The 13,216-nt window shown below is 42.3% G+C and carries 11 protein-coding genes; 10 read left to right on the forward strand and 1 reads right to left on the reverse strand.

Going from position 1 to position 13,216, the window contains the following annotated elements; translation table 11 throughout:
* Nucleotides 1-4 precede the first annotated feature (4 nt).
* From G611_RS0106280 to G611_RS0106300, 5 genes are all read left to right on the forward strand, one after another.
* Nucleotides 5-988, forward strand: coding sequence for a rod shape-determining protein (locus G611_RS0106280; protein ID WP_028242896.1), 984 nt, complete (start codon nucleotides 5-7; stop codon nucleotides 986-988).
* Nucleotides 989-1,130: 142 nt separating this feature from the next.
* A complete protein-coding gene (locus G611_RS0106285; protein ID WP_028242897.1) occupies nucleotides 1,131-1,937 on the forward strand; it encodes a flagellar hook-basal body protein in 807 nt (268 codons plus the stop codon).
* A gap of 124 nt (nucleotides 1,938-2,061) precedes the next feature.
* Nucleotides 2,062-2,880 carry a flagellar hook-basal body protein gene (locus tag G611_RS0106290; RefSeq protein ID WP_028242898.1) on the forward strand — a complete coding sequence of 273 codons (819 nt, stop codon included), beginning with the start codon at nucleotides 2,062-2,064 and terminating at the stop codon, nucleotides 2,878-2,880.
* Nucleotides 2,881-2,907: 27 nt separating this feature from the next.
* Nucleotides 2,908-3,360: a hypothetical protein gene (locus G611_RS15285; protein WP_051195127.1), complete on the forward strand. Its 453-nt coding sequence runs from the start codon at nucleotides 2,908-2,910 to the stop codon at nucleotides 3,358-3,360.
* Between the two features lie 52 nt (nucleotides 3,361-3,412).
* Nucleotides 3,413-5,641: an ATP-dependent RecD-like DNA helicase gene (locus G611_RS0106300; RefSeq protein WP_028242899.1), complete on the forward strand. Its 2,229-nt coding sequence runs from the start codon at nucleotides 3,413-3,415 to the stop codon at nucleotides 5,639-5,641.
* Here the strand turns inward: G611_RS0106300 and G611_RS0106305 are convergent.
* Nucleotides 5,631-6,827: an HD-GYP domain-containing protein gene (locus tag G611_RS0106305; RefSeq protein WP_028242900.1), complete on the reverse strand. Its 1,197-nt coding sequence runs from the start codon at nucleotides 6,825-6,827 to the stop codon at nucleotides 5,631-5,633. The genes G611_RS0106300 and G611_RS0106305 overlap by 11 nt on opposite strands.
* 223 nt (nucleotides 6,828-7,050) lie before the next feature.
* On the opposite strand from G611_RS0106305, the gene metK reads away from it, so the two are divergent.
* From metK to G611_RS15290, 5 genes are all read left to right on the forward strand, one after another.
* Nucleotides 7,051-8,232 (forward strand): methionine adenosyltransferase, encoded by a 1,182-nt coding sequence (metK, locus tag G611_RS0106310; RefSeq protein WP_028242901.1) that lies wholly within the window; start codon nucleotides 7,051-7,053, stop codon nucleotides 8,230-8,232.
* Between the two features lie 108 nt (nucleotides 8,233-8,340).
* Nucleotides 8,341-9,495, forward strand: a complete 1,155-nt coding sequence (locus G611_RS0106315) for a sensor histidine kinase (protein WP_028242902.1) — start codon at nucleotides 8,341-8,343, stop codon at nucleotides 9,493-9,495.
* Nucleotides 9,488-10,177 (forward strand): response regulator transcription factor, encoded by a 690-nt coding sequence (locus G611_RS0106320; protein WP_028242903.1) that lies wholly within the window; start codon nucleotides 9,488-9,490, stop codon nucleotides 10,175-10,177. The genes G611_RS0106315 and G611_RS0106320 overlap by 8 nt, the downstream gene beginning before the upstream one ends.
* Before the next feature lie 60 nt (nucleotides 10,178-10,237).
* Nucleotides 10,238-10,894 carry an RluA family pseudouridine synthase gene (locus G611_RS0106325; protein WP_028242904.1) on the forward strand — a complete coding sequence of 219 codons (657 nt, stop codon included), beginning with the start codon at nucleotides 10,238-10,240 and terminating at the stop codon, nucleotides 10,892-10,894.
* Nucleotides 10,895-10,910: 16 nt separating this feature from the next.
* Entirely contained in the window at nucleotides 10,911-13,199 is a 2,289-nt protein-coding gene (locus tag G611_RS15290) for an EAL domain-containing protein (RefSeq protein WP_155942258.1), read from the forward strand.
* The last annotated feature ends 17 nt before the right edge of the window (nucleotides 13,200-13,216 follow it).

The following is a 13,216-nucleotide window of genomic DNA, read 5'->3' on the forward strand; positions in this document are numbered from 1 at the left end:
AAATATGGCAGCATCAGATATCGGAATTGACTTAGGTACAGCAAGCGTTCTCGTTTATGCAAAGGGTAAAGGCGTTGTTTTAAAAGAGCCTTCAGTTGTGGCTTTTGATAGAGATACTAACAAAATTAAAGAAATCGGTGAGGAGGCACGTCTTATGATTGGACGTACTCCAGGTAACATCGTTGCAGTTCGTCCACTTCGTCAGGGCGTTATTTCAGATTATACAGTTACAGAAAAGATGATTAAGTACTTCGTTCAGAAGGCAATGGGCAAGAAGAGCTATCGTAAGCCTCGTATCGCTGTTTGCGTTCCTTCTGGAGCTACAGAAGTTGAGAAGCGTGCTGTTGAGGATGCAGCTTTTGCAGCAGGCGCACGTGACGTTAAGATTATCGAGGAGCCTATCGCAGCAGCTATCGGCGCTGGAATCGATATTTCACTTCCAATGGGTAACATGATTGTAGATATAGGTGGTGGTACAGCAGATATCGCTGTTATCTCACTTGGCAGCTCAGTTGTCAGCACATCTATCAAGGTTGCTGGTGATGATTTCGATGAGGCTATCGTTCGTTATATGCGTAAGAAGCACAACCTTCTTATCGGTGAGCGTACAGCCGAAGATATCAAAATCAAAATCGGTCGTTGCTTCCCACTTGGCGAGCCAGAGACAATGGACGTTAGAGGACGTAACCTTGTATCAGGTCTTCCAAAGACAATCACAGTATCATCAGAGGAGACAGAGGAAGCTCTCAAGGAATCTACAATGCAGATCGTTGAAGCTATCCACTCAGTACTTGAGCGTACTCCACCAGAACTTGCAGCTGACGTAGCTGACAGAGGTATCGTTCTTACAGGTGGCGGTGCACTTCTTCGTGGTCTTGAGGAACTCATTGAAGACCGCACAGGCATCAACACAATGACAGCTGACGATGCTACTACTTGCGTAGCTATCGGAACAGGTCGTTATGTAGAGCTTCTTTCAGATGACTAATTAAATAAATAATATGAATCAGAACCCCTCTTGTGGAAAAGATTATTTTATATAATTTTTTTCATAAGAGGGGTTAATTTTATTTTTGGGAGTCCGATATATGAGATGGAGAGTATTGTAAGCTAGCTAAAAAGGGGGCGCCATGGTAAAAGGACTATACACAGCCTATACCGGAATGGTAAACGAGCAGAGGCGAATGGATGTTATGACTAACAACCTCGCAAACTCAGCAACGACAGGCTATAAGAAGGAAGCAATGGTTGCGCAGGCCTTTGATGAAAGACTTGCAATCAAAATCAAGGACACATCGGCACTCAACAACATGCCAGAAGATATTGGATACATTTCTCTTGGTGCAAAGATTGGTGAAACCTATACCAATTGGGACCAGGGCGCATTCCAAATCACTGACAAGGATTCCGATGTAGCTATTGCTGGACGAGGCTTTTTCGCAATTGCCTTTACAAACAAGGCAGGTGAAACTTCTATTAAATACACAAGAGATGGGGCTTTCACAGTAGATAACGAAGGATATCTTAGAACATCTGATGGTGATTATGTACTGAATCAGGATGCAGCCCTTAATTCTACATTGGGCGAGGATTCATATGTACAGATTGATCCTAATCTGAAATATTCCATCGCAAAGGATGGAACCATTACTCAGAATCAACAAGAGGTGGACACCATCGGACTTGTAGATATAGCAGATTACGACTACATCAATAAATACGGCGAGAACCTATACGATTTAATTGATGGCGGTCAGATTATAGAAAGCGACGCCTACATGGAACAGGGAATGCTAGAAGCATCCAACGTCAACGTAGTAGACGAGATGGTCAGCATGATAACCATAGCCCGAGCCTACGAGGCCGGCCAAAAAATGATCCAAACCGAAGACGCAACTCTAGACAAAACCGTAAATAATGTAGGTTCTGTAAGATAAAAGTAAAGATAGCCTGTAGCTATCAAGCATAATTGTTTTCTGAGGAGACATGTTAGTCGACGAAGGAAATAATTAGGCTTGAGAGCGTAACAGGCGAGCCAATAACTATGGGGGTACAGAAATTATGATGAGAGCATTGTGGTCTGGTGCTTCAGGCATGAAGGGCCAGCAAGTTTCCGTAGATACAATTGCAAATAACTTAGCCAACGTAAACACTACAGCATATAAATCCCAGAGCACACAGTTTAAGACTTTGTTGTACCAGACAATGCAGTCTCCAAGTACAAATGCTCAGGGCGAGACAAAGCCAACCAGCGCTCAGGTGGGATTAGGAACAAGAGTAGCATCTCTTAATTCTAATTTCACACAGGGTGCCCAGCTGGCAAACGATAGCAACACCGCAATGTGCATCACAGGCGATGGCTTCTTTGCTGTGCAGGACGGTGAAGAGATTCACTACACAAGAAATGGTAACTTCGGCTGGTCTACAGAGGCAGATGGTTCTAGAACTCTTACAACAGCAGAAGGCTATAGAGTTCTTGATCAGGGCGGCCGTCCAATTACCATACCAGGAACAGCAGGAACAGAAGGCTTCAAGGTTAATCCTGATACATTACAGGTAACACTTAGAGATAATACAGGCCGTGATGTTCCAACAGGCCAGAATGTGGCAATATTCCAGTTCGCAAATAGAGTCGGCCTAGAGAAAATAGGTGAGAATCTATATGACGAAAGTGAAGCATCAGGTGAACCAATAAATGAATGGAACACTCAGGGGGTAACAAGAAGTAAGGTCTACCAGTATTATCTGGAAGGCTCAAATGTAAATGTAGCTGACGAAATGGTTAATCTTATTATTTCACAGCGTGCATACGAAATGAATTCAAAGGCTATTACTACTTCAGATACTATGTTGGAGCAGGCTAATAACTTGAAGAGATAAAGTAAACTATTAACAGGGGGATAAAAAATGGATGTTTTAGGAACAAGCACGTATCTGCAAACGCAGTACGCAAACCAAAACAAGGCAATGGCAGAAGCTACAGCCAAATCAATCGGTGGCATTTCAAAGGATTCGTCCCGTGAGGAAATCGAAAACGCAGTAAAAAGCTTCGAAACCTTCATGGTAGAAAAAGTCATCAAACAGGTGAAGGAATCATTTGTTGGTGAGGAAGACAAGAGCGATACCATCGGCATGTACAAGGATTTGTATATGGATAAGGCTATCACAGAAATGGCTTCTAGACTTGTTGACCAAATCGGTGGCGATTTAACCGATGATTTTGTAGACCAGATTATGCGAAACTATGGAATCACAGGAACAACTGGCGCACCTACAGAGACGGCGGGTCTCGACAATGCGGAGGTGTCAGAAGATATCGCCCAAACCAACACTTCAACAGTACAATCTATAAAGGCTTAACAAGGACCACCATGTAAAGACATGGTGGTTTTTTTATGCTATCATATATCCTATGGAAGAATTAACAGGGTATGTAGAAAACATAATATTTAGAAATACAGATAATGGTTATACGGTATTGGATTTCGTGGCAGATGAGGATTTAATCACCTGTACAGGATTGTTCCCAGTGATAGGCGAGGGCGAAAACCTCCTATTAAAAGGCGATTTCGTGGATCATCCTACCTATGGTAAGCAGTTCAAGGTGGCAAGCTACGAGGTGGAGGCACCTGCAGATGAGCTTTCCATGGAAAGATATTTAGGCTCTGGCGCAATCAAGGGAATCGGACCAAAGCTGGCAGCCCGTGTGGTTAAGAAGTTCGGGGCTGATACCTTCAGGATTATTGAGGATGAGCCGGAACGCCTTGCAGAGGTTAAGGGTATCTCCATCACAAAGGCTATGGAAATCTCCGACCAGATAGTTGGTGCGAAGGATATCCGTAATGCCATTATTTTTTTGGATAAATACGGATTGCATGGCAACAAGGCAATCAAAATCTATAATCGATTTGGAAATGAGATTTACAATGTAATTCAGTCCAACCCATACAAGCTGGCAGATGAAATATCGGGCATAGGCTTTAAGACAGCCGATGAAATAGCCAGCCAGGTAGGCATAAAGGTTGATTCAGAATTCAGAATCAAAGGCGGCGTCCAGTACATCCTAAGTCAGGGTGCAGGCATGGGCCATACATATCTTCCGATGGAGACTCTTATAAGGATGTCCCAGGATTTGCTTGGGGTAGACCAGGATTCCATTCATGCACAGATTCTGAATCTTGCCATGGATAGAAAGCTCATCATCAAAAAGGATGAGGAAGAAAGCCAGGTTTATTCCAGATCCTTCTACAGGATGGAGGAATCCATTGCTGGTATGCTGAAGGAGCTGGATGTTAAATACAAGGTGGACAAAGAGGATTTGTCAAAGACCATCAGACGAATCGAGCTGGAAGAGGAAATAGAGCTGGATGAGCTGCAGAAGAACGCTGTAATTGCAGCAGCTGAAAGAGGCTTTTTCGTCCTTACTGGTGGCCCTGGTACAGGAAAGACAACCACCATCACCACCATGATTAAGCTGTTCGAAGAAGAGAACTACAACATCTTCTTAGCTGCGCCAACAGGCCGTGCCGCCAAAAGAATGAGCGAGGCCACAGGCTACGAGGCCAGAACCATCCACCGAATGCTAGAGGTAACAGGAAATATCAGCGATGATGACGATAACACATCCTTTGCCAGATTCGAGCGCAACGAGGATAATCCATTAGAGTGCGACGTTATCATTATCGATGAGATGTCCATGGTAGATGTGTCCTTGATGTACGCTCTTTTGAAGGCCATTTCCCCAGGAACAAGGCTTATCATCGTAGGAGATGAGCACCAGCTCCCAAGCGTAGGCCCTGGAAACGTGCTGAAGGATATATTGGCATCGGGCCATTTTACATCAGTTACATTGGAAAAGATTTTCCGCCAAGCTCAGGAAAGTGACATCGTCATGAACGCCCATAAGATTCATCAGGGTGAGCATGTGGAGCTTGATAACAAATCAAAGGATTTCTTCTTTTTAAAGAGGGATGACGCAGATACCATCATCAGGGTAATGCTCACATTGGTTAGAGATAAAATGCCTAAATACGTAGATGCGGGAATCAGCGAGATTCAGGTGCTAACCCCAACACGAAAGGGTTTGATAGGTGTTGAACGATTAAATGGTATTTTGCAGAACTTCCTTAATCCACCATCTCCTAAGAAAAAGGAATGGAGTGGGGACACCAGAATCTTCCGAGAGGGCGATAAGGTTATGCAGATTCGTAACGACTATCAGCTTGAATGGGAGGTTACGGGAAACTATAACATCGCTATTGAAAAGGGCGTTGGGGTATTTAACGGTGATGTGGGAATCATCAAGGATATCAACGATTGGGCCAAGACAATCACTGTTGAGTACGAAGAAGGCAGAAAGGTAGTTTATCCATTTGCCAGCTTGGACGAACTGGAGCTTGCCTATGCAATCACCATCCACAAATCCCAGGGTTCGGAATATCCTGCTGTTGTAATGCCTATAATGGAAGGCCCCAAGATGCTGATGAACAGAAATATCCTGTACACAGCCATCACCAGGGCAAAAAAATGCGTCACCATGGTAGGCGACGCAAATGTGTTTTATTCAATGGTTGATAATACTTCTCAGGCAAAACGCTATTCAGGACTAAGAAGCCGAATAGACGAAGCCTTTAGAGAATAGATTTGATAAAAATATCATTATGCTTATTATCGGCCAAGTTGATTATTTCACCTGAGTCCATCTGAATAACAGGTCGTGAAAGGTTACTCTTATTGATGTAGACCACGCGGCCTGTTTTTGCGTTATTGAGCATGATACGACTGTTATTATAGATGTTTGCTATTCGCTCTAAAAATGTAAGCACGTATTTAGTGTGATATTTGTTAAGACCATCTCTTTCAAATTGGTTGATAACCTGGAAGGAACAAAGCGGGTCACGGTGAGCCCTGGCTGAAGTCATGGCATCATAAACATCTGCAATAGCAACAATAGCTGCAAAATCATCTATTTCATCCTCCATTAGGCCTCTTGGATAACCGCTGCCGTCACTTCGTTCGTGATGCTGAAGGGTGGCGGAGAGGATTCTTGCGTCAAAACCCTTGTTGTTAAGAATCTTTTTGCCTAAAAGTGGGTGGGTCTTCATGATGGCGAATTCTTCGTCGGTATATTTACCAGGCTTATTTAAAATATCTTCTGGAATTTGTGTTTTTCCGATATCATGCAAAAGTCCAGCCAGTGTAAGCGTATTTAAATCAGCCTTTGGAAGGCGAAGCCATTTACCAATAGCACGGGAAATCAGACCTACATTTAATGAATGAGAATAAATTGGGTCCTCCAGATTTCGCATGTTGGCAAGCATATCGAAAAGCTCCAAATTGGTTTTTGATTTGAATAAGGCTTCACATTGCTCTAACAGGTCTGTGCAGCAGTCGGCGTTACCACCGTTTATGATAGTGTTGAAATGTTCCTGCAGGTTAGCGATGTTAATTGCGTAATCTGACTGGAACTTCTGGAAATGGCTGGATTGCTTTAGGCGCTGTGTGTATGTGATTTGGTCGCTTACACGGGATTCTTCTCTTGGTTTAGGAGCAGGCTTTGGCTCTTCAGCTTTAGGCTTCTCAGGTTCTTCCTTTTTTGCCTTCGTTTCCTCTTTAGGCTCAGGCTTGCTAGGCTTTACATCGGTATCAACAGGTGCTGACGCCTGGCCTTCAACAGTTACAACGTCTATTTTATAAAATGAAAGCTTGGCAATAAGCTGTGGAGTCAGTTTCTCCCCAGGCTTAGAAATAGTTTGTCCACGCTTAGTGACAATCGGAGATGCCACAATCATTCCAGGTGTTAAATTGTCTACAGTCAAAGTAATCATAAATCATCAACCTTTATTGTAATGTCTAATAAATATCTGAATATATATTGTACATCTAAATTCTAACAGAAATTACCCCGTATGAACTAATAAAATTTCTGAAAATTCCGTGTCTTCGTTGCTAACAAAAATTTTAAGTTGTATATTGAAGAAAAGACATATTGACGATATACTATATAAGCTTAGGCAACTATTTTTATTTTTACAGAAAGAGAGTCAAAAAATGGAAAAGTTACTTTTTACTTCAGAGTCAGTAACAGAAGGCCATCCAGATAAGGTATGTGATGCCGTATCTGATGCCATCCTCGATGCTTGCCTAGCTGAAGATCCAATGAGCCGTGTTGCTTGTGAGACTGCTTCATGTACAGGATTCGTTCTTGTAACAGGAGAAATCACAACAAAGGCACAGCTTGATGTTCCAGCTATTGTTCGCAAGACTCTTCTTGAAATCGGTTATGACGATGGAAAGAAAGGCATCGATGGAAACTCTTGCGCTGTTATGGTCGCTCTTGATCAACAATCCGCTGACATTGCCATGGGTGTTGACAAGGCTCTTGAGGCAAAGGAAGGTTCACTAGCAGATGATTTAGATACAGGTGCTGGTGACCAGGGTATGATGTTCGGTTACGCTACTAACGAAACAGAAGAACTCATGCCTTATCCTATTTCTCTTGCTCATAGACTTGCTCTTCAGCTTACCAATGTCCGCAAGGATGGTACATTATCGTACCTTCGCCCAGACGGCAAAACACAGGTATCTGTAGAGTATGACGAGGCTGGCAAGCCAGTTAGACTTGAGGCTGTAGTTTTATCTACTCAGCATGATGAAGATGTTACTCAGGAACAGATTCACGCAGACATCAAAAAATACGTATTCGACCCAGTTCTCCCTAAGGAGATGATTGATGACAAGACAAAGTTCTTCATCAACCCAACAGGCCGTTTCGTTATTGGTGGACCACACGGTGATGCCGGTCTTACAGGCCGCAAGATTATCGTTGATACTTACGGTGGATACGCTCGCCACGGCGGCGGTGCATTCTCAGGTAAGGATTGCACAAAGGTAGACCGCTCAGGTGCTTATGCAGCACGTTACGTTGCAAAGAACATCGTTGCAGCAGGCCTTGCTGATAAGTGCGAGATTCAGCTTTCATACGCTATCGGCGTTGCAGAGCCTACATCTATCATGGTAGACACATTCGGCACAGGAAAGCTTTCAGATGAGAAGATTATCGAAATCGTTCGCGAGAACTTCGATCTTCGTCCAGCAGGAATCATCAAGATGCTCGACCTTCGTCGTCCAATCTACCGCCCAACAGCAGCTTATGGTCACTTCGGTCGTACAGATGTTGATTTACCTTGGGAGCACACAGATAAGGTGGATGCATTAAAGAAATATCTTTAATATTGTCAAATATGCTATAATAAAAGCAGTCACGTAGCGTGGCTGCTTTTTTTAATAGCCTTCCCCTTGAGGGGAAGGGGGACCGCTTTAGCGGTGGATGAGGTGTGTATGAAACTTAAAAACCGACTTATAATTTCATTCCTAATAATAACAATTGTCCCCGTAGCTATCTTTAGTTCTCTTATGCTTGGATTAAAGGGTATCGTAAAGGAAGCCACAGAGGAACAAATACTTACAAACGAAATCATCCATTCAGTGAAAAACTACATGGATGAGGCGGGAAAGTTCGACCAGCTGGTGTTGAATTTTTGCGTGGCAGAGTTTGTTATCTTGATATTGACTGCAATCATCATGGTTGTATGGATTTATAGAGGTATTGCCCCACAGCTGAAGCTTCTTAAGGCAGCTGCTAACAATATCAAAGAGGGCAATCTGGATTTCAGCGTGGCATCAACAGGCAAAGACGAAATGAGCGAACTATGTAATGCCTTTGAGGATATGCGAATCCGTCTTAAGAATAATGCCAAGGACAGATTAGAGGATGAGGCCGAGCAGCGAGCGCTAATTTCAAACATCGCCCATGACCTTAAGACTCCAATCACAGCCATAAAGGGCTATGCAGAAGGCATGCTTGATGGTGTGGCAGATACACCAGAAAAGCAGGAAAAATACATCCGCACCATATACAACAAGGCTGGAGAGATGAACACACTCATCAATGAGCTTACCTTGTATTCCAACATTGACACCAATAAAATCCCATACAATTTCCAGAAGCTTAATCTTCATGCTTATTTCGAGGATTGTATCGAAGAGCTGGGCATGGATTTGGAAAATCAGCACATTAGACTTGATTATGCTAATTTTGTAGACCCTGACGTACTGATAATCGCAGACCCAGAGCAGCTTGGGCGTATCATCCACAACATCGTCAGCAATTCAGTTAAATACATGAGAGCTGATGTGGCATCCCGCGTTGGCATAGTGCTTAAGGATGTAGGAGATTTTGTTCAGATAGAGATTTCAGATAATGGCAAGGGCATTGCAACCCATGACCTGCCATATGTTTTTGATAGATTTTACCGTGCCGACACTTCCCGCAATTCTGCAGCAGGCGGTAGTGGAATTGGTCTTTCAATAGTAAAGAAAATCATCGAGGACCACGGTGGTAAGATTTGGGTTACCAGCAAGGAAAACGAAGGCACAACCATGTATTTCGTTATTAGAAAATTCATTGAAAATGAGGAGGTCGTAAATGAGTAGGATATTAATCATCGAAGATGAGGAAGCAATTGCAGAGCTTGAGAAGGATTACTTAGAGCTTTCAAATTTTGAGGTGGATATAGAGGCAGACGGCGAGAAGGGCCTGCAGAAGGCTTTAGCTGGAAACTACGACATGTATATCCTGGATTTAATGCTTCCTGGAATAGACGGCTTTGAGCTGTGCAAGCGCATCCGCGAGGTCAAGAACGTACCAATCCTTATGGTTACAGCCAAGAAGGAAGAAATCGATAAAATCAGAGGCCTTGGCCTTGGTGCAGACGATTACATCACCAAGCCATTTTCACCAAGTGAGCTTGTTGCCCGCGTAAAGGCACACCTGGCCAGATATGAGAGATTAGTTCAGTCTCCAGCCATTCAGAAAAACGAAATCAGCATCCGCGGCCTTAGAATCGACAAGGCCAGCCGCCGCGTATGGATTAATGGTGAGGAAAAGATTTTCACAGCCAAGGAATTTGACTTGCTTACCTTCCTTGCAGAGAATCCTAACGTAATCTACTCTAAGGAGCAGCTTTTTGAAACTCTTTGGGGCGAGGAATCTATCGGAGATATCTCCACAGTAACAGTGCACGTTAACAAAATCCGTGAAAAGATTGAGCTAAACACATCGAAGCCTCAATACATAGAAACTATTTGGGGCGTAGGCTACAGATTTAAAGTCTAGTAACAAATACGTAATTTAGTTATAATATAGATATATACCTTTTAGGGGAGGGTAATAATTATGGAAGTATTATTTGAAGATGACAGCATCATCGTATGCTACAAGCCAGCTGGCGTTGCAACTCAGACGAAAAACATTGGCGAGCAGGATATGTTGAGCCTTGTGAACAACTATCTTGCATCAAAGAATGAAAAGCCTACAGCACACGTGGTACATAGACTGGACCAGCCGGTTGAAGGTGTTATGGTATTCGCCAAGACAGCAGATGCAGCAAATAAGCTGACAAAACAGATTACAGAGCACACCTTTAAAAAGAAATATTATGCAATTATCAGCCGCGAGGCATTTCCAAATGAAGGCGAGCTTACAGATTATCTTGTAAAGGACAATAGAACCAACTTATCTAAGGTGGTTAAGGAGTCAGACCCACGTGCAAAGAAGGCAGTTCTTAGATACAGAGTTGTGGAGCAATGGGATGATAGAAAGCTCTTAGATATTGACCTTTACACAGGCAGACATCATCAAATTAGAATCCAACTAGCTAGCCGTACTGCGCCTATTATAGGAGATGTTAAATATGGCGGAGTTTCTACAGGACATAATCTTGCTCTTTGTTCGCATTATATTGGCTTTAATCATCCTGTCACTGGGGAAAGAATGGGATTTGATATCAGGCCAAAGGGAGAAGATTTTGAAGATAGTAGAATAGCTGGATAAATTAAGGGGGCAACTTTTGATTAGGTTTTATATTCTACTGTTCATGATTACTGCATTCATCCTATTGGCGTGTGCAGTGTACATTGGAACCAGACATTCAATTAAAAACAGTAAGCTTAGCAGAACCATAATTAGGCTATTCACAGTGGCAATCGTCACGGCCCTTGGTTATTCTTACGCTATAGCGAACCATGACTTCCTGAAAGCTGAGATAGGATACATTATTTATTTCTCAGGAATAGACTGGATTCTAGTAAGCTTTTTATTGTATGCAAGGCGATATACCAGAGTGTGGTTAGACAACACGACGGCGCCTCTTTTCATTACAACAATAGCAATATTAGATAATATTAGCCTACTAACTAATATCAGATGGCATCATGCCTTTACCATGCGAGTCTATTATTTAAATAGAGCTGAATGGTTTTATGATTTTAATATCAATGATTATTATTTGGTTCATTTGATATTCTGCTACATAATGGTTGCCATGATAATAGTTGTCTTTATTATAAAGACAGTGCAGACCAGTGGCTTTCATAGAAGCAGATATTCATCTATTTTAATAATGTTTATGGGAATCATCCTTTTGAATGTGCTATATCTTTTCTTTGATTTCCCAATAGATGTATCCATATGCTTCTATGCTTTAGGCGCAGGCTTTGTAGGTTATTATTCACTGCTGTACAACCCAAAATCTTTCGTGGAATATATGCTTACAACCATCACAGAAAGAATGGATTGTGCGCTTATTTCATTTGATGAAAACGACAATTGCATCTATGCTAACCAGTTCGCCAACAGATTGTTTTCACCTAATGGTAATAAGCGAGTTTACGAAAATCGATTTAGAAAATGGAAGGATGGCAAGGAAGCTAATTCCATTTCAAACACAAGCTTCAATCAGCTGTACAACATAAATGGTGATGAGTACAGATTTGATGTTCATTTCAACAAGATTTATGACAAGCGCGGCTATTACTGTGGTTGCTATTTATCCTTCTATGATGTTACGGGAGATTTCATTGCATACGAGGAGGAAAAATACAGAAGCACTCATGACAGCCTGACAGGCGCCCTTAACCGAGAGGCATTCTACGAAGAGGTTAAGAATTTGTTGCACGACAATCCTGGAGTGGATTACATCATGGTTTGCTGCAATATCAAAGGTTTCAAGCTTGTTAATGATATGTTCGGACCTGAGGAAGCTGATCGGCTTCTTATCAGATGTGCCGATACAATCAGGGAAAGAATTAAGAAAGGTTCAACCTTTGCCAGATTAGAGGCAGACCGTTTTGCAGTGCTTATGCCAAAGAGCAGATACACTGAGGAGCTTTTCATGACAGGCATGAATCTGGTGAGCAATTATCTCAACAACGCGCACTATCGCATGGTTATTCTTGTTGGTGTATACGATATTTTTGACAGGGATGCTCCTGTAATATCTATGGTGGATGGTGCATTCCTTGCAATAGATTCGATAAAAGATAACTTCAAGAATTCTATAGCATACTACGGCGATATGCTCCGCCGCGAGGCTCTTACAGAGCAGAAGATTATCGCAGAATTTGAAGAAGCATTGCAGACAGGTCAGTTTGCTATGTTCCTACAGCCGGTTGTAAATATGGACAAGAAGGTTGTTATTGCAGAGGCCTTGGTACGCTGGATTCATCCAGATAGAGGCATAATCGCTCCGGCGGCTTTCGTTCCACTGTTGGAAAAAACTGGCTACATATACAAGCTGGACACGTATATTTGGGAGCAGGCCGCAAAGCGTTTGGCTTATTGGACAACACTTGGCGAGACTGATTTATCTCTTTCGGTAAACATATCGGTAAAGGATTTCTACTATATCGATTTGTATGAGACCTTAGTTAGTATCGTAGAAAAATATAATATCGATCCAAAACGACTTAAGCTGGAAATTACTGAGTCAATCTTCATGAATGAAAAGGAAAGACAGATTGATATTCTTAACTCTCTTAAGCAGTACGGTTTTATGATTGAAATAGACGATTTCGGAAGCGGATATTCTTCACTTAACATGCTTAAAGAGGTGCCAGCGGATATCTTAAAGATGGATATGGCATTCCTTTCAATGGATAAGAATGAGAACAAGGGCCGCAAGATTGTAAACACAATCGTTTCACTGGCTAAGGCTATTGGAATGATGGTTATTATCGAAGGAGTAGAAACTAAAGAACAGGTTGATTATCTTGTAGGAACAGGAGCCGATTATCTACAAGGCTATTATTTTGACAGACCTCTTCCTGTAAAACGATTCGAAGATATATATTTAGATTAATGACTGGTCCATCCCTT

It is taken from the genome of Pseudobutyrivibrio ruminis AD2017 (genome assembly GCF_000424305.1).
GTDB lineage: Bacteria > Bacillota > Clostridia > Lachnospirales > Lachnospiraceae > Pseudobutyrivibrio > Pseudobutyrivibrio ruminis_B.

Coding starts and splice junctions, on each gene's coding strand:
- G611_RS0106280 (WP_028242896.1), top strand. CDS start 5: ATGGCAGCATCAGATATCGGAATTGACTTAGGTACAGCAAGCGTTCTC.
- G611_RS0106285 (WP_028242897.1), top strand. CDS start 1,131: ATGGTAAAAGGACTATACACAGCCTATACCGGAATGGTAAACGAGCAG.
- G611_RS0106290 (WP_028242898.1), top strand. CDS start 2,062: ATGATGAGAGCATTGTGGTCTGGTGCTTCAGGCATGAAGGGCCAGCAA.
- G611_RS15285 (WP_051195127.1), top strand. CDS start 2,908: ATGGATGTTTTAGGAACAAGCACGTATCTGCAAACGCAGTACGCAAAC.
- G611_RS0106300 (WP_028242899.1), top strand. CDS start 3,413: ATGGAAGAATTAACAGGGTATGTAGAAAACATAATATTTAGAAATACA.
- G611_RS0106305 (WP_028242900.1), bottom strand. CDS start 6,827: ATGATTACTTTGACTGTAGACAATTTAACACCTGGAATGATTGTGGCA.
- metK (WP_028242901.1), top strand. CDS start 7,051: ATGGAAAAGTTACTTTTTACTTCAGAGTCAGTAACAGAAGGCCATCCA.
- G611_RS0106315 (WP_028242902.1), top strand. CDS start 8,341: ATGAAACTTAAAAACCGACTTATAATTTCATTCCTAATAATAACAATT.
- G611_RS0106320 (WP_028242903.1), top strand. CDS start 9,488: ATGAGTAGGATATTAATCATCGAAGATGAGGAAGCAATTGCAGAGCTT.
- G611_RS0106325 (WP_028242904.1), top strand. CDS start 10,238: ATGGAAGTATTATTTGAAGATGACAGCATCATCGTATGCTACAAGCCA.